This window comes from Pseudomonas sp. EA_15y_Pfl1_P101 (assembly GCF_963970835.1).
Taxonomy (GTDB): Bacteria; Pseudomonadota; Gammaproteobacteria; order Pseudomonadales; family Pseudomonadaceae; genus Aquipseudomonas; species Aquipseudomonas tritici.
Window position 1 is genome coordinate 305506 of record NZ_CAXAPA010000004.1, and the last position, 16185, is coordinate 321690.

General features: G+C 57.9%; 15 protein-coding genes and 2 pseudogenes. 5 read left to right on the forward strand and 12 right to left on the reverse strand.

The features are described from left to right. Positions 1-92 precede the first annotated feature (92 nt). On the forward strand, positions 93-710 hold the full coding sequence (locus tag AACY36_RS08325; protein WP_310190979.1) for a TetR/AcrR family transcriptional regulator: 618 nt from the start codon (positions 93-95) through the stop codon (positions 708-710). A gap of 130 nt (positions 711-840) precedes the next feature. Here AACY36_RS08325 and tnpC read toward each other — a convergent pair whose 3' ends face one another. From tnpC to AACY36_RS08355, 6 genes and pseudogenes are all read right to left on the reverse strand, one after another. Beyond that, on the reverse strand, positions 841-2367 hold the full coding sequence (tnpC, locus tag AACY36_RS08330; RefSeq protein WP_339427546.1) for an IS66 family transposase: 1527 nt from the start codon (positions 2365-2367) through the stop codon (positions 841-843). 61 nt (positions 2368-2428) lie between these two features. After that, entirely contained in the window at positions 2429-2764 is a 336-nt protein-coding gene (tnpB, locus tag AACY36_RS08335) for an IS66 family insertion sequence element accessory protein TnpB (protein ID WP_157831304.1), read from the reverse strand. Beyond that, positions 2761-3084 (reverse strand): IS66-like element accessory protein TnpA, encoded by a 324-nt coding sequence (gene tnpA, locus AACY36_RS08340; RefSeq protein WP_339427545.1) that lies wholly within the window; start codon positions 3082-3084, stop codon positions 2761-2763. Before tnpA ends, tnpB begins: the two co-directional genes overlap by 4 nt. Before the next feature lie 59 nt (positions 3085-3143). Beyond that, the gene (locus tag AACY36_RS08345) at positions 3144-3329 is read right to left on the reverse strand and encodes a hypothetical protein (protein WP_339416156.1); all 186 of its coding nucleotides are present in this window, start codon (positions 3327-3329) and stop codon (positions 3144-3146) included. 142 nt (positions 3330-3471) lie between these two features. Further along, complete coding sequence (locus AACY36_RS08350; protein WP_339416158.1) at positions 3472-3738, reverse strand: hypothetical protein; 267 nt, start codon at positions 3736-3738, stop codon at positions 3472-3474. Between the two features lie 119 nt (positions 3739-3857). Beyond that, a pseudogene (locus AACY36_RS08355) lies at positions 3858-4233 on the reverse strand (SDR family oxidoreductase); the annotation flags it as partial. 259 nt (positions 4234-4492) lie between these two features. Here AACY36_RS08355 and AACY36_RS08360 point away from each other — a divergent pair. From AACY36_RS08360 to AACY36_RS08375, 4 genes and pseudogenes are all read left to right on the forward strand, one after another. Further along, positions 4493-4639 (forward strand): hypothetical protein, encoded by a 147-nt coding sequence (locus AACY36_RS08360; RefSeq protein WP_339416160.1) that lies wholly within the window; start codon positions 4493-4495, stop codon positions 4637-4639. A 265-nt stretch (positions 4640-4904) separates the two neighbouring features. After that, entirely contained in the window at positions 4905-5513 is a 609-nt protein-coding gene (locus tag AACY36_RS08365) for a LysE family translocator (protein WP_339416162.1), read from the forward strand. 312 nt (positions 5514-5825) lie between these two features. Continuing rightward, positions 5826-6833, forward strand: a complete 1008-nt coding sequence (locus tag AACY36_RS08370; RefSeq protein ID WP_445261711.1) for a GlxA family transcriptional regulator — start codon at positions 5826-5828, stop codon at positions 6831-6833. A gap of 34 nt (positions 6834-6867) precedes the next feature. After that, positions 6868-6981 (forward strand): annotated as a pseudogene (locus tag AACY36_RS08375) (ADP-ribosylglycohydrolase family protein); the annotation flags it as partial. Positions 6982-7023: 42 nt separating this feature from the next. Here AACY36_RS08375 and AACY36_RS08380 read toward each other — a convergent pair. The 6 genes from AACY36_RS08380 to AACY36_RS08405 form a co-directional block, all read right to left on the reverse strand. Next, positions 7024-8952 carry an avidin/streptavidin family protein gene (locus tag AACY36_RS08380; RefSeq protein WP_339416163.1) on the reverse strand — a complete coding sequence of 643 codons (1929 nt, stop codon included), beginning with the start codon at positions 8950-8952 and terminating at the stop codon, positions 7024-7026. A 151-nt stretch (positions 8953-9103) separates the two neighbouring features. Further along, positions 9104-10462 carry an MFS transporter gene (locus AACY36_RS08385; RefSeq protein WP_339416165.1) on the reverse strand — a complete coding sequence of 453 codons (1359 nt, stop codon included), beginning with the start codon at positions 10460-10462 and terminating at the stop codon, positions 9104-9106. 20 nt (positions 10463-10482) lie between these two features. After that, entirely contained in the window at positions 10483-11304 is an 822-nt protein-coding gene (locus AACY36_RS08390; protein ID WP_339416167.1) for an aspartate/glutamate racemase family protein, read from the reverse strand. 30 nt (positions 11305-11334) lie between these two features. Continuing rightward, on the reverse strand, positions 11335-12081 hold the full coding sequence (locus AACY36_RS08395; protein WP_339416169.1) for a hypothetical protein: 747 nt from the start codon (positions 12079-12081) through the stop codon (positions 11335-11337). A 191-nt stretch (positions 12082-12272) separates the two neighbouring features. Further along, positions 12273-13931: a hydantoinase B/oxoprolinase family protein gene (locus tag AACY36_RS08400; protein WP_339416171.1), complete on the reverse strand. Its 1659-nt coding sequence runs from the start codon at positions 13929-13931 to the stop codon at positions 12273-12275. Positions 13932-13943: 12 nt separating this feature from the next. Next, positions 13944-16022 carry a hydantoinase/oxoprolinase family protein gene (locus AACY36_RS08405; protein ID WP_339416173.1) on the reverse strand — a complete coding sequence of 693 codons (2079 nt, stop codon included), beginning with the start codon at positions 16020-16022 and terminating at the stop codon, positions 13944-13946. Positions 16023-16185 lie beyond the last annotated feature (163 nt).

The following is a 16185-nucleotide window of genomic DNA, read 5'->3' on the forward strand; positions in this document are numbered from 1 at the left end:
GGGCTGCCGTGTAGAGCGCCACCTGACGACGTGGATATTTACGTTAGTAGTCACTATAGTATTCACAAACCCCAAAGTAAACGGTTTCTGTAATGGTCATTAACGTAAATAAGAGATCCCGCGGGCGACCGCGTCAATTTGTCCTTGAGGACGCCATCCAGGTCGGGCTGCATCTGTTCCACGAGCATGGCTATGAGAATGTCAGCGTCGCATCGCTGACCGAAGCGATTGGGATCACGCCGCCGAGCTTCTATACGGCCTTCGGCAGCAAGGGTGCGTTTTTCAACGATGCTTTGAGGCATTACTCCGCGACTGTTGTGCCACTCGACACCTTTTTGATCCCAGACAAATCACCGCAGACTGTACTTAGGGACATGCTTAGGGCTGCGGCACATGCATACGCCGCTCATCCGAACCGCCGAGGTTGTTTTATTCTGGAGCATGCGAAGGCCGGAGCCACTGAGTCGGGAATAGCTGCTAAGCAAATCGCAGACGAGAATCGTGCAAAAGTGATGGCGTTTCTCGAAGCATCTGGCATCTCCGCTGCTAGCCACGTCGTAGACTATGTCTCCGTGACCATGCTTGGCCTGTCGGCTGCGGCGAAGGAGGGTTGGGAGGAAGAGAGGCTGAATGCAGTTGTGGAGACCGCCGCGGTAGGCCTCGGCAAAATAATAGGCAGCGCCAAGGATATACCTGAAGAATCTTCCTGAGACTTCCACGCACGAGGCTTTAACTCCTGAAGTCATGACGCCGGCCTCGCTGGCGTCGTCCGGCTATTGCCTGGTTTCTCTCTACACCCGCACGCCTTCCTGGCCAACCCAATGTATGAGTCTTGCGCGATTAATCCGATTGCCACGTATGCGGCAGCAACTGATCGATTTCACTCGCCCGCTGCGTCGGCAACCGCGTCAGCACATCCTTGAGATATGCATACGGATCATGCCCATTCATACGTGCAGACTGAATCAGACTCATGATCGCCGCCGCGCGTTTCCCACTGCGAAGCGACCCTGCAAACAACCAGTTGGAACGCCCCAGTGCCCACGGCCGGATCTGATTCTCGACCGAATTATTGTCTATGGGCACAGCCCCATCCTCCAGATAGCGCGTCAGCGCTATCCAGCGTTTAAGACTGTAATCAAAGGCTTTCGCCGTCGCTGATCCGTTGGGCACAAGATCGCGCTGGGTCAACATCCATTCGTGCAGTGCTTTGGCCAATGGTGCTGCTTTTTCTTGTCGTATTCGCCAGCGATCCTCGTCACTCATGTCTCGCGCTTGGCGCTCAACTTCGTACAAGCCACCAATCGAGTGCAGTGCTTGTTCTGCCAACTGGCTTTTATTCGCTGCGTGCAGATCGAAAAACTTACGGCGAGCGTGGGCCATGCAGCCAATTTCGGTCATGCCCTTCTCGAATCCGGCTTTGTAGCCAGCAAAGTCATCGCACACCAGCTTGCCGTTCCATGAGCCGAGGAAGTTTCGCGCATGCTCACCGGCGCGGCTCGGACTGAAGTCATAGACCACAGCCTTTAGCGCTGAAAACGGTGTGGTGCAGTAAGCCCATACATAAGCTCGGTGCGTTTTCTTCTGTCCGGGCGCAAGCATTTGCACCGGCGTCTCATCGGCGTGGACAACTTGCTGCGCCAGAACGGCTTCTCGCAAGGCATCAACCAGCGGCTGAAGCTGTACACCGGTTTGCCCAACCCATTGAGCCAGTGTGGAGCGCGGTATCGCCAAACCGGCGCGGCCGAACATTTTCTCCTGCCGATACAGCGGCAAATGATCAGCGAACTTCGCCACCATCACATGAGCCAGCAGACCTGCGGTCGGGATGCCCTTGTCGATCACTTGGGCCGGTACCGGTGCCTGGATCAGCGTTTCACACCGGCGGCAGGCCCATTTCCCACGTACGTGTTGCTCGACGGTGAACACGCCCGGCGTGTAATCGAGCTTCTCGCTGACGTCTTCGCCGATGCGCTGGAGCTGGCAACCGCAAGTGCACTGGGTGTTTTCTGGTTCGTGATGAATGACGGTACGTGGAAACTGCTGCGGCAGCGGTGCGCGCTTTGGTTTTTGGCGCACCTCTTTTGGAGCCGGAGCCGGCTGGAGTGCCGTCAGCTCAGCGTCGATAGCCTCAAGATCAGTGTTAAGCAGATCGTCGAGCAAGCTGCCTTGCTCAGGGCTGATCTGCTCGCTGCGCTTGGCAAACCTGTGCCGCTTGAGGATCGCGATCTCGTGAGTCAGCTGTTCGATGATGGTTTGATCGCGATGGATCTTTCTGCCCATGGTGTCGACCTTCGACATCAACTGCGCAGCGAGCGCGCGCAGTTGGTCGGGGGTCATTTGGTCAAGGTTGGGCAAGGAAGTCATGCCGTGGATTTTACCAAAGCAGACCGCCTACGGCAGCAGGCTCAGACGCTAATTACACTTTTTAAAGGATCGTGATTGCACCGCCAGCCCCAACGCGCTGCCACGGCAGACCAAGCACCAAGGCTTGAAGTTGTTCAGTATCCAGTTCCAGCTCGCTACCTTGTCGAGTGCCTGGCCAGTGAAATTTGCCTTGATTCAACCGCCGAGCTGCTAACCAAACCCCAATCCCGTCGTGTACCAGCACTTTCATCCGGTTGGCCCGTCGATTGGCAAACAAATAAGCGCAGTGCGGCTTCGCCGCACCAAATACCGTAATGACTCTGGCCAAAGCAGTCTCGGTACCGGCGCGCATATCCATGGGCTCAGTAGCGAGCCAAATGGCGTCGATGCGGATCATTGAGCAAGCTCACGGATAAAACGGGCACACCCCACAGGGTCTGTAGATGGCCACTTCACGGTGAGGTTCTGCTGGCCGAAAGGCACCTCGATGGTGACGAACATTTGCTGATCGGGCAGTGGTAGGGATGGTAGTTTGATCGGAACGAAAGCGGGCAACGCCAGCGCCTGGCAATCACGATAAACAGGTAACCACTTTCGAACCAAGTTGGCGTTGATGCCGTGGCGCTGGGCTACGCTGGCTAGCGACACGCCGGGTTGCAGGCATTCCTGGACGATCTGGGCTTTAAGGGGTTTGGGGTAAGAGGTTCTTTGGCGCATGGCGATCCTGATGATTAGGGCAATGGTGTCCACGTATTTTTAAGTGGAGAACATCGCCCTTATTGCAGGGGATTGGTAGGTGACTTCGCCGGGCGCTTACTAAACGGATAGCGCCCATCCTGCGCATCCGCGCCGCCCACGATGGCGAAAGCGGCCATTGGAACGATCAGCAGGGCGACGACACAGGCTTTTTGCAGGAAGCGGGTTATCGGTTGTAATACGGAGTAACAGCTGCTGTCGAACATAGCGACCTCTTTAAAGGCTATTGAGAAGAGGTCAAGTAGCCCATGGGCGATGGCACCTGCAAAATGAGAAGAGGGCTAAAAAGTTGAGCGATGTTTCTGTGGTTGGATAGCGAAACCTCGACAGTCCTCCCGCTGCCTATGGTCACAACTGCATCGGGCTATCGTCAGTCCTGACGATCCTCTTGTCTTTGGCCTCATTCGAATAGGCGCCAATTTTTTCCTGTTGCGCGGCCAGCAGTGCGCATATTTTCATCAGCGTCACGGCCTCATCCGGCGTCCTGCCGCTGGCCGCCATAGCGGTCAACTCAACCACCGACCAGCCAATAACTGCCGCCGCATCTTCCAGGTCGTAAAACAATTCCTGCTGGGCAGTCCTGGGACCATCGAGCCCTTGTATCAAGTCGTCCACTCAGCCCTCCAGCTGCTTCAGTTCAAAACCCATGGCGTTCATCCCGATTTATGCCAAGTTCGTGTGCTCGACGAGGCAATGTGTCTTCCACACCAAGCATGTGTAAAGAGGTCACTTGCCCCAGTCACATCCAGAAACGTCCAAGTAATAAACGACGCCTCTGCACCGGCCAACCACAGCACGGCCCGCGCCACCTCTTCGGGCTCTCCTCCACGGCCCATCGGGATGCTGTCCTTCACGCGATCGACGCGGCCAGGTTCTCCGCCGCAGGCGTGCATTTCTGTGTAGATGTGCCCCGGGCGTACGCAGTTGATGTGTATGCCTTCGCGCGCGACTTCCTTGGACAGCCAGCCCGATGGTGAACGTCTCCAGGGCGCCTTTTGACGCTGCGTAGTCCACATACTCATTCGGGCTGCCGAGGCGGGCGGCGCCCGAGGATACGTTGATCACACTGCCGCCTTTGACGATGCGACGAAACGACATGCGTTTGACGGCTTACTGCGCGCAACAGCGCATTCCAGCTTGCGTGCAAGAGGGCGGCGAAGAGAATGAGTAACACAATAGGAAAAGGCGTGCGCCATGTTAAGCAACACAGTGGCCAGACGGAAGTCGGTTGTTACTCATGACGTGACGCCACGTTGTACCGTCACGCATACAAACCCTACCATCAGGTTACACGATAGCCGTGACGCACTTCCTCTTGCACTGTCCTATCAAACGAGAAGTTAATCTCGTCAAGTAAGAGAGTGATCTCATGAAGTTGAAGTGTCTAACCAAGGCGGCTGTTGTCGTCGCGCTGTTGTCGAGCTTGTCGGGCTGCTGGATATTCATGCCGCCGGGTGGTGGCGGCGGTGGTCACGGTGGCGGACATGGTCAGGGCGGTGGCCCAGGCCCGCGTTAAATCATTAGCGCCGCAGGCAAGTCATGAACAATGGCTAGCCTGTTTTTTTGCCTGCGATAAACCCCAGGCAAAGAAAAGCCCGCGTGGGGCGCGCGGGCTAAAAGGATGTTCATTAGGAGCTGGGTCCACCATAGGGGGTCATCTGTGAAAGGTTTGTGAAAACGTTGGCAAAAAAGTGTATGCCTCAATCGTGCCGTTGCTGTACGGGGCAGGGTGCGCCATAACTCTTTAATGTCGCAGGCATACCCCCGTTGGATGCCGCATCATGTACATGTCTACCAGTCTGTTGTCAGCGTTCGTGCTGTTCGCCTTCGTGTCTTCGATCACGCCAGGGCCCAATAACACCATGTTGCTCGCCTCGGGCGTGAATTTCGGGTTCCGTCGGTCGATGCCCCATGCGTTGGGGATCAGCATCGGGTTCATGGTGCTGGTGATCGCGGTGGGCCTTGGCTTGGGCGAAGTGTTCAAGGTGTTTCCATCGGCTTATACGCTGTTGCGCTACGTGGGCGCGGCGTACCTGCTGTACCTGGCGTGGAAAATCGCGACGGCGGGCGGCCTATCCGACAGCAACGATGAGCAGGGCAAGCCCATGACTTTCCTCGGCGCGGCGGCGTTCCAGTGGGTGAACCCCAAGGCCTGGATCATGGCGCTCGGGGCCATCACCACCTATACGCCGGCTGAAGGCTATGTCACCAATGTGCTGGTGATTGCGCTGGTGTTCGCTGTGGTCAACTTGCCCAGCGTGTGCGTGTGGGTCGGCTGTGGCAGCGGCTTGCGCAGTGTATTGCGTGAGCCGCGCTGGCTAAGACTGTTCAACGGGTCGATGGCCGGCTTGCTGGTGTTGTCGCTGTACCCGATGCTGTTTGCCGGCTGAGTGTCAGACCGGCGAGATGGTCGCCAGCAAGCCAATGCCGATGGTCAACACCAAAAAGCCGAACAGGAAAAGTGCCATCTTGGCCATAAGGCCTCCGAAGAGTGGGTTGGGAATGGGGCCATTGTCCGCCTCACCCGCACTTCAATACAGGCGCAGATAGCAAAGAAAAAACCGTATCAGATGGCTCGCCCCCTGTTCTGCCACGGGCTTTGAGCGTTTGCGGTTTTCTCAAGATCAGTGCCTGAGACAGCCATCGCGTTTCCCCCTAAGATGACACCCACTGCATCAACAATAAGAGTGGGCCAACCCTCGATGGAAAGACGTCAATTCAGCGGAGGCATGAAAGGCAAGAACCTGCGCTACCTCAATGAAACCCGGCAGCCAGCGTCGGTGACCCGTGTCGGCTTCTTGCTGCTTGAGCACTTTTCCCTGCCCGCATTCACCCAGACCCTCGACACCCTCGTCACCGCCAACCTGCTGCGTCCGGAATTATTCGCTTCGCGCACCTTCGGCTGGGACGCTGGCGAAGTCAACAGCGACCTGGGCCTGGTGATCCGCCCCGACGCACGTCTCGACATGGCGGCCCTGCAAGACCTGGCGTTGCTGGTGATCTGCGGCGGTTTTCGCACTGAACTCAAGGCGAGCGAAGACTTCATCCACCTGCTGCGCAGCGCTGCCGAACACGGCGTCGGCCTCGCCGGCCTGTGGAACGGCGCCTGGTTCCTCGGTCGCGCCGGCCTGCTGCAAGGCTATCGTTGCGCCATTCACCCCGAACATCGCCCGGCCCTGGCGGAAGTGTCCAAGGCTGCCCACGTCACCAGCGAACCCTACGTGATCGACCGCGACCGCCTCACCGCGTCAAGCCCTTCCGGCGCCTTCCATATGGCGCTGGACTGGATCAAGGGCCTGCACGACAAAGCCCTGGTCGAAGGTATCGAAGACATCCTGGCCTTCGAAGAATCCCGCTACCGGCGTATCAAACCCACCGAAAACGTCAGCGTCAGCGCGCCCTTGCGTGAAGTCGTAAAACTCATGGACGCCAACCTCGAAGAGCCCCTGGAACTCGACCAGTTGGCCGTCTACGCCGGCCGCTCCCGCCGCCAGCTTGAGCGGTTGTTCAAGGAACAACTGGGCACCACGCCGCAGCGTTACTACATGGAACTGCGTGTCACCGAAGCGCGCCGGTTGCTGCAACACACCGAGTTGTCTCAAGTGGAGGTGCTGGTGGCGTGCGGGTTTGTCTCACCGAGCCATTTCAGCAAGTGCTATAGCTCGTATTTCGGATATCGCCCCTCCAAGGAGAGGCGGTTGGTCAAGTAGAGTTACGCCTGACTCCTTTTTTCAAGGAAGAGCTATGTCTCTTACACGTTTGGACCGTTACCGCGGCAGCTTGCTGGGCCTGGCGTGCGGTGATGCAGTGGGCACTACCGTTGAATTCATGCCGCGCGGCACATTCACGCCGCTCACTCGCCACAACAGCCGGTGCGCCTGCTTTCCTGACATCATGCGCCTAAGCGGTCCGCAAAAGACGTAAAGATGAAATTTGTGTCGCCAGGTAAGCATGCGCAGGGGCAACGGCTGAGCTGGTCAGTACCAACAAGCTCAACGTGTCAGCCATCAAATCCAAGGTTCCGCAGAGCGTACAGACCGTATTGTCCCGAGTAAGGGTGGCGGTAAGGCTCACGGATTGGAGCGAGAGTTTGCACTTCAGCGTATTGATATCAGTAAACCCGGCGACCTCGGCGCTGGTCTCCTGACATTTGAAAGAGCCCCGGACGATACCAAAGCGTTGCTTGCTGTCGCTGTACACACTCAACACTAAGGAGGTCCCATCGGCTGTGACCCAATGGCCTGCCAGGGTATTTTTGACGGGAAAGGGTTCGATGCGCGTACTCGGCCTGGTCTGCACTTGCTGTTCAGCCCGCGTATACACCAACTTGTCGATATAGCTGCCCTGGCGTGCCAGCTCCGGAAAGTCGCTGGTCGCGACTAACACGTGGTTCAATGTGAGCACGTTGCCTTTCTCCGTCACACTCAGTTGGCCACTTAAGCCCGAGGCCCAGTTCCAACTGGGATCCTTTGTTTCGTCACCAAGGTCATGCCATTCAATGGCCAATGCCAGTGGCTGGTTTGTAGTGCGGGTTGCACCCGTGCCCGATACGCATCCAGTGATCGAGTACTCACCCGTTGAACCGGTCGATGATCGATAGGTGCCTGTGACCTGCCGCCCCGAAACTTGCAGGGTCATTACCGAGCCATAGTCGTTCCGCCAGGTTCCGGCAACTGTGAATGTTTCGCTAGCCGGGCCCGGCAGGGTGAGTTTTCCATTCAGCAGCGCTCTTGCATCAGGCGCAAAAGGCTTCGACGAAGACCGCGTGATGATCTGCGGACCATCAGGACGATTGAATAGCCAGATCCCCACTGGGGCCAGCGAGTAAACCTCGCGGCTGCATTTCACCACTTGATACTCATAGACGGTGTAGCAGTAATCCATGACCACCGATCCCACCACTACCAGGTCAGTCAGGCCCAATGGAGCGAACTGAGGGAGTATGTGGCCTTGTTGTGGACCCGCTTCGATCAGGCATTCATAGAGTTCGCTGCCCAGGGTCATTTGGCCGTCTGCAAATTCCAACAGGATGTCAGGCTGGTTGCTGTGGGAGATACGGGCCAGTGTTTCGCGCATGAGCGCAGAGTCACCTTTGAACTGCGATGAGCCAGAGTCGAGGGCAAACTTGATATTGGAGCGCAGGTGTTCTGAACCGACTGAATATGACTTCAACTCGGTTGACCAGATGTATTCCACTCCGGGCAATGCGCTATAGACGGACCAAGGCAAGAACAGATGCGGACCCTGGGCTTTAGATGAGTCGACAGCGCCCATTCGACAGTCGCCGCTTCTCCTCTGGGCATCCCAATCAAACGCAACGAAGGGGTGGGCAGGGTCGAGTTGACCTTCGCGCATCAACGTCTGGAGCACAAATGAGCTGCGACCCTCCACATAGGCGCTGCTGCACGGAAGGCCTAAGCCACCATCCCAGTTCAACTGCTTGAATTGGTTAACTTCGTAAGCCGCTGCCAGAAACAGTTGGCTGTTAAAGTGCGCGTCGTTAGGTAGGGTGAGCACGTCCGACGCTGACTCCACCTGCATCGTGCCCCATGGCCCAAAACTGTAAGGTCGACGCAGGCAATCGGTAAAAGCAAAGGTGCTGGAAGCCTGGATGTCAAAACGGCCACCTGCAAAATGCTTGCATTGGTCGGTGGAACAAAGCGTTGAGGTGACCCAGCTCATATTTGTGCCTGAGTCGAGGGAGAACTTGAGCGATTGAGCAGGGGTACCCAGTTTGATTGTGCAATACCAGGGCGATGCCCCATTGTTCTGAAAGGGCCCCCGTTGTATGGGGAACACCAGGGTGTTCTGTAGTGGTTCACTGTTCATGAAGACTCCATCCTTGAGGGGAATGCAGGGCTACTGGAAAAGTGCGGGAGCCCTGCAGTTTGCGACTTCATATTCATCCTGGCTTTCCTGTCGGTGACTGCCAGTGGTAGCCGATGAGAGCGGTCGGATTTGACGATCGGGCACGCCAGCTTCAACGCAACGCTTCGCCCTCGGTTTCGGGAATGAACACGACGAGTATTACCGTCACCATCAGGAATGCATTAATGATGGTGGTCGTCAGGTTGAACGATGACCCGTAGGCAATCAGCGCTCCGATCAGCGAAGGTGCCAGTACGTTTGCCACCCGTTGCGCGAAAATGGCCCATCCGTAACCCACTGTTCGAAGTGGCGTGGGGTACAATTCGCCGATCCAGGCGCCCCACACGCCCCAAGCCCCCAGGCTGAAAAATGCCAGGGCAAAGTTGCTCAGGTAGAGCATCTCCAGCGTATGGGCATTAGCGAAGCCGTAACCGGCCAGTACTGATGCGCCGATAAAGCCGACGATGATTTTTTTACGTCCCAACCGTCTCGTCAGGTACGACGCGGCCATATACCCCGGAATCATGCACAGTGCAGACAGTGCAATAAAACCGTAGCTCTGAGGCAGGCTCAACCCGCGCTGCTGGAGTAACGTGGGCAGCCAGGTCTGTAAGCCCCAATACCCCCAGGAAAACGTGAAGTTGACGGTAATCTGCAGGAGGCTGACTTTGAGCAGTGGGCGGCGGAACAACTCCCGTTGGTGGCCTGACACGCTACGGTCTACTTGCAACGTCTGATCTTCGGGAATTTGCACCCTGCCACGGCTCAGCGTATTGATCGTTGCCCTAGCGTCAGCCTGCCGATTCATAGAGGCCAGCCAATAGGGTGACTCCGGGACCCAGCGTGCCACCGCAATCGCCCACAGACCGCCAAGTGAACTCAATACGATAACTGCGCGCCATCCATAGGGGAGCAGCCACACGGTGGCGCCTAATGCCAGCAGCATTCCAATAGGCCAGCCAGAAGCGAGATACACTGTCAACGCACCGCGATAGCGAACCGGTAACAGCTCCTGGAAGTGGGCAAATGTCACCACCATCATGCCTACTGCAGCGACCCCGGATAGCAATCGCAGGGCATAAAGCGTTGAGTAGTCAGGCGCAAACGCGCTCCCCAGAGAGATCAACCCGTAAGTGCCCAGGCTCCAGATAATTGCACGCTTACGGCCGATACGTTCGGCGACTTTTCCCCAAGGCAGCGCCCCCACCAGCATCCCAATGAACATCGCGCTGATCAGGTGGCCCACGGCAAGTGCGTCCAGGGAAAACTGCGCCGCAATCAGTGGTGCGGTATAGACGATGATCATCATCTCCCAGGCTTCAATCGCGAATACAAAAAACAATACCAGGCAGCATTGCAGGTGGGTGCGGGTCAGGGGGAAGCCCCTGAAAACATCCCCGACTTCGCGAGTGCTCGCACTGGCATCGGGTATCGGTTGGGCAGGGTGGAGCGTCGAGGGTATATCACTCATGGTGGCTATCCTTTTCGAAGTCAGGCTTTTACACGGTTGCCGATTGGCGCAGCGCCCTGGAATAAACCGAAGCGTTGGATTTCGGCCTCAGGAGGCGGCTCACAGCTGCCTACACGGCTTGGTCGCCAACCAAATCTGCGTTTCATGCCGGCCATGGATTCGGCCACTTTGAAGGCCGCTACCACGGGGTCTATCACCGGTACGCCGACCTCACGCTGCACTTCCTCGAAAAATCCAAATTCGATGGTGCAGCCCAGGATGATGGCCTCGGCACCGTCGTCTTCCACTGCACGATGAGCCTGTTCGATGATCTTGCGCCGGGTCACAACGTGATCCAGCTGGAACTCATCCACGCCCATCCCCAGCGGCCTTAACGAAGCCAACCGGTCACCCGCGCCATAACCCTGGACACGGGTACGCATCTGCTCGATCCACTTGGTGCGCCCAACAATGATCGAAAACCGATTAGCCAGGTGTTCTACCACTTGCAAACTCGCCTGGCAGGGCGCCACCACCAGCGTTTCTCCGGAGATTTCCCGTGCATCTTCCAGTGCTGGGTCGTAAAAACACCCGAGTACCAAGGCGTCCACGCCCTCCTGTGCACAATCGCGCGCAATGCGCACCGTGCGCTCATAGGTGAGAGCCTCATAAGCACGGTACTCCAAGTGTGTCGGGCTATAGGGCATGTCAAACGACACCACTTCAACCTGGGTGGAAGGCTGCTTGATGCTGTGCAACAGATGGGCGATGGGCTCGTCAAACGTCGGGCACCCAATGGGGTTGAGCCAACGCACGGTGACCGGCATATCTTGCGGCGCGATGTTGAAGTCAGAACTGTCCATACGGTATTCCTTGATAGAGGCTCAGAGGCCTTAGAAGAATTTCACCAGGACCATGGTCAAGCTATTGGAATAGGGCAGGTTGTCGCTGTGGTAGTAATCGAAGTTCAGGTTCGCCGAAACGTAGAACTTTTGTTTAGCGAAGCCGGTGTAGGTCATCGCGGGGCCGATCTTGCCTTCACGGGATTCCTTGAAGTCCGACGCCGAGCGGTTGTTGATGTGGTAGGAGTGATGCAGACCGAGCCATAAATCATCGGTCACCAAATAGCCGGCGGCGATGTCCGCCATCCAGAAGCTGATACCGCCACGCAGGTTTACGGGATCGCCATCGCCAATGTCGGTGCTATGGCGGTTGCGCGATGCGTAGTGGATACCGATCGGCGTAAACGTCGCAGCGAAGCGCCCTACGCGTAGGTAGTTGGCAACGCTGAAGCTGGCGCCATATCGGTTGGCAAAAGCGCCGTACCCCGTCCCCTCATCGTTACCGTTGGGGAACTCCAGCGAGAGCGTCGGGTTGACCCAGAACGTGGTGAAATCATCAGCGCCGTACGCGCTGGTGGGCTCGACCACGTTGTAGTAATAGGCCAGGCCCAGGTTTGGAGAGGCAACTCCCCATGCACCATTGTTGCGTGAGGCATTGCTGCCGGTATAGCCGGCGTCGGCACCGACCCAGAACTGCAGCTGATCGCGCTGTGTTCCGGTAACGCCGGTCTCGGAGAAGTACGCCAGTACCGTGTTGCTGCCTGCGCGCACGTCGCCGTTTGTGGTACGAGTGAACACGGGGAACGATTCCAGGGCCCACTTCCCAGGTTCGCCAGGTTGGGCGAAACCGATGAATTGTTCGCCTTGTGCCGGGGCTGTGAATCCCAAAACCAAGGCAAGCGTAGGCCCTACCCATAAACGAGATGAGTGCTGAGTCTTCATGATGGCGCTCTCTTTTTGTTGTTGTTTTGGACGGCTGAGCGTCAGTGTCAGATCGTCAGCCCGTACACGGATTGCGCGGTTTCGGCATCGACATAACCGTTCTTCACGTCTGCGCGCACTGCGTGAGGGTCACGTTGGCGGGCGGGGCCATAACCGCCGCCGGCACCGGTACGCACCCTGACCAGATCACCGGCATCCAAGGCGACACCGCTGGCCATGCTGTAGCGTTGGCATTCGCCATCGCTTCTGACGACTTCTACATAGTTGGGCGTACCGTCTCCGCCTTGCTCCAGGCCCCAGGGCGGAATGACCGAGCGGGTGTAGCCGCAGGTCATGAAGCTGCCATCGGCGCGAATCCGATAATCGATACAAATGCCGCGACCGCCCCGGTACTGGCCATGCCCACCGGGCTCGTCATTCAGGGCGAGCTGTTCGACATACAGCCCATAGCGGGCTTCGCACACCTCAACGGGGCAGTTGTAGGTTTCTCCATGCAGCCCGGAATACACGGCGTTGTTGCCATCGCGACCAGGCTCGGCGCCCCAGCCGCCGATCTCCGGTTCCACGAGGGTGAACATGCGCCCGGTGTCGGGGTGAACGCCGCCAATGATCGTGGCGCACACCGAAGCGAAATTGCCGGCGGGCAAACGGTCCGCAAACTGTTGAGCCAGGCAGCACAGGATCAGGTCGTGAACCCGAATCAGGTTCTCGAAATAGAAGCCTTCGGCAGCGGGCAGTTGGGCATCGAACAATGACCCCGGACGGGTCAGTACCCTGAGGGGGCGAAAGGTGCCGCCATTGGTGATTCCTTGCGGTGCAGTGAGCGCCTTGAACGCCATTTGCGCCGCTACGACTGCTCCGTCACGGCTAAGGTTTGTGGGCCCCAGGCATTGGTCGGGATTGTCGCGCAGATCGATTACCAGCTCGGTTTCGCGGATGTCTATCCGCACCTTGAACACGCTGCCGTCGTCTTGCAGCTCTTCGAGGTTGAACTGCCCTGCGGGTAATGCTGCCAGTGCCTTGAGCGACACTTTTTCGCCCAGGTCCATGAAGTCTTTCATCGCCAATAAAAACAGGGCGCAGCCGTACTTGTCGTTCAGTTCGTGCAAGCGCGTCGCACCGTTACGTACTGCCGCTACGCCGGCCCACAGGTCACCCTCCATGAAGTCCGGCATGCGTGTGTTGGCGCGCAAAATCTGTAATACCGAGCGGATCGGCTGGCCTTTGCTGATCAGCTTGACCGACGCCAGGCGCAGGCCTTCCTGGAAAATATCCGTGGCGTCCGTGGACAGCGATCCCGGTACTCGGCCGCCTACATCATTCCAATGGGCGATGTTGGCGGTCCAGGCAACCAACTGGCCGTCTGCAAATACGGGCATGGCCAGCACTACATCGTTGAGGTGTGTCACGGCGCCATCATGGGGGTCGTTGCTGATGAAAACGTCGCCGTCTTCAATGTCTTGGGGCAGAGGGTGATGCAGTAGGATCTTTTTTACCGCTTTGTCCAGTACCCCCACAAAAGCCGGAATGCCTGCGCCGGAGCTGGCGATCTCGCCCTGGGCATCGGTGATGCCGGTGCCCATGTCCAGCACTTCATAGATCACCGGGCTCATGGCGGCATTGCGCATTGAGGTGAACATCTCGTCGGCGATCGCCTGGAGCGAGTTCTGGATGATGTCTCGGGTGAAAATGTCGAGCGTAGTCATGGCAATGTTCCTTCAGCCGTTGATCATGATGTGCAGGTTGCCAAGGCGATCCACGTGCACGCGATTGCCGGGATGTACCACCACGGTGGTTCCGGCATCCTCGACGATGGCCGGACCGGAAAAGGTCATCAGTGGCTCAAGCAAGTCGTAGTCGTAGAGGAGCGCTTCATGGATGCCCTCCTGCGCGTAGTCCACCCGCCGCAGGCCTTTACAGGCCTCGCTGACCAGTCGACCAGTGATTGGCAGCGCCGTGGGTTGTAACTTGCCAATCTGGGCGGCAGCGACCAGGTGAAAGCCGATGATTTCCAGCGGGGCTTGCAGTTGGTAGGTGTAGTGCTGCTCGTAAACGCTGTGGAAGCGTTGTTCGATGGCTGCCCAGTCTGCGTCCAGGCGCTCTTGTGGGTTGAGCAACACCTCCACGGAATGCTCCTGGTTCTGGTAGCGCAATTTGCAATGCACTTGAAGCTCAACCTGCTGTGGGGGAATCGCTTCTGTGACGAATTGCTCGCGAGCGGCGCACATCAGCTCTTCGAGAAACTGTTGGGCTTGGTCAAGATTGTTGGAGTCTGCGGTTTCAACGAAGCGGTTGATAAACAGGTCACGGCGCAAGTCCGACAGGGTCATGCCCCAGGCAGAGAACACCGAGGCGCTTCGCGGCACGATGACTTTCTTTACGCCCAGTTCCTGGGCCAGGGCCACGGCATGCATCGCGCCTCCGCCGCCAAATGCCATCAACGTCAGCTCCCGTGGGTCGTGGCCTCGGCTCAACGAAACCAGTTTCAACGCATTGACCATGTTGTCGTTGGCCAGACGCACGATGCCGCGCGCCACCTCATCCACCGGTAACTGCAGGCGTTGGCAGAGCTCGTTCAGGCCCTGCTCCACTGCCGACAGGTCAGCTACCACATTGCCACCGCAGAAGTATTCCGGGTTGATACGCCCAAGCATCAAGTTGGCATCGGTCGTCGTGATCTGCGTCCCACCGTTGCCATAGGCCGCTGGGCCCGGCATGGCGCCGGCAGATTGAGGGCCGACGTGCAACTTCTCGAAATCGTCGACCCAGGCGATGGAGCCTCCGCCATTGCCAATTTCCACCAGGTCGACCACCGGCACCATGATTGGGTACCCCGCGTTGATCCGGTTACGCTCGATCCAGTAATCGGTCTTGATCGACACTTGCCCGTTGCGGATCAACGCGCATTTTGCGGTGGTCCCGCCAATATCCAGACCCAGCACATTGGGCTCGTCGATCAGTCGTCCCAGTTCGGCGGCCGCCCAGAATCCACTGGCCGGGCCGGATTCGACCATGGTGATCGGAATATCCCTGGCGTGCTCCACACTGTCGACACCGCAGTTGGATTGCATGATGTACAAGGGCGCCTTATAGCCACCTTCGCGCAACCCGCTCGCCAAGTCGTCGAGGTAGCGTGCAGCAATGGGCTGCACGTAGGCTGACAGCACGGTGGTGCTGGAGCGTTCGTACTCGCGCCATTCGCGGGTTATCTGATGGGAGGCCACCACCGAAACTTCTGGCCAGAGCTCACGCACATGCGCCAGTACCGCTTGCTCGTGTGCGGGGTTGGCGTAGGCGTGCAGCAGGCAGATTGCGACAGCCTCTACCTGGTCTGCGCGGAAGGCCTCAAGGATCCCGGCGATCTGCGAGAGGTCCAGAGGCTCACGCTCCTGTCCGTTGGTGTGCAGGCGCCCGGATATTTCGCGGCGCAGATAGCGGGGTACAAACGGCGCGGGCTTGACCCATTTGAGATTGAAATAATCGGGACGATTGGCCCGGGCGATTTCCAGTACATCGCGAAAGCCCTGGGTAGTGATCAACCCAGTCTTGACACCGCGTCGTTCGGTCAGCGCATTGATCACCACGGTGGTGCCGTGCGCCAGGAAGTCCACGGTGCCCAGGTCGATTTCGGCTTTACGGATAACGTTAAGCACACCCTGTGCAAAGTTCGGCGGGGTGGTGTCGACTTTGGCGGTGCGAATCCTCTGCTCTCCGGTGGCTGGGTCGTTTTCGAAATACACGAGGTCGGTGAAAGTACCGCCGACGTCGGTGGCCACGCGCACTGTTTTGCCGTCCATACCCACTGGGCATCTCCTGCTGTTTTTATGATTTTTTGACCAGGAGAGCGCCTCTCGCTGGTGTTGAGAAAGGCTAGGGCGCGCCGTCCACGGACGGCTACGCGCAGCGCGGGTAGGTGAGGGGGGAAGCAGCGTAGGGACTACCCGTGTGGGTAGGTTGGTG

Excerpts from the sequence above, each read along its gene's own strand:
- AACY36_RS08325 (WP_310190979.1), top strand. The coding sequence starts at position 93 with ATGGTCATTAACGTAAATAAGAGATCCCGCGGGCGACCGCGTCAATTT.
- tnpC (WP_339427546.1), bottom strand. The coding sequence starts at position 2,367 with ATGACTTCCTTGCCCAACCTTGACCAAATGACCCCCGACCAACTGCGC.
- tnpB (WP_157831304.1), bottom strand. The coding sequence starts at position 2,764 with ATGATCCGCATCGACGCCATTTGGCTCGCTACTGAGCCCATGGATATG.
- tnpA (WP_339427545.1), bottom strand. The coding sequence starts at position 3,084 with ATGCGCCAAAGAACCTCTTACCCCAAACCCCTTAAAGCCCAGATCGTC.
- AACY36_RS08345 (WP_339416156.1), bottom strand. The coding sequence starts at position 3,329 with ATGTTCGACAGCAGCTGTTACTCCGTATTACAACCGATAACCCGCTTC.
- AACY36_RS08360 (WP_339416160.1), top strand. The coding sequence starts at position 4,493 with ATGAAGTTGAAGTGTCTAACCAAGGCGGCTGTTGTCGTCGCGCTGTTG.
- AACY36_RS08365 (WP_339416162.1), top strand. The coding sequence starts at position 4,905 with ATGTACATGTCTACCAGTCTGTTGTCAGCGTTCGTGCTGTTCGCCTTC.
- AACY36_RS08370 (WP_445261711.1), top strand. The coding sequence starts at position 5,826 with ATGGAAAGACGTCAATTCAGCGGAGGCATGAAAGGCAAGAACCTGCGC.
- AACY36_RS08380 (WP_339416163.1), bottom strand. The coding sequence starts at position 8,952 with ATGAACAGTGAACCACTACAGAACACCCTGGTGTTCCCCATACAACGG.
- AACY36_RS08385 (WP_339416165.1), bottom strand. The coding sequence starts at position 10,462 with ATGAGTGATATACCCTCGACGCTCCACCCTGCCCAACCGATACCCGAT.
- AACY36_RS08390 (WP_339416167.1), bottom strand. The coding sequence starts at position 11,304 with ATGGACAGTTCTGACTTCAACATCGCGCCGCAAGATATGCCGGTCACC.
- AACY36_RS08400 (WP_339416171.1), bottom strand. The coding sequence starts at position 13,931 with ATGACTACGCTCGACATTTTCACCCGAGACATCATCCAGAACTCGCTC.
- AACY36_RS08405 (WP_339416173.1), bottom strand. The coding sequence starts at position 16,022 with ATGGACGGCAAAACAGTGCGCGTGGCCACCGACGTCGGCGGTACTTTC.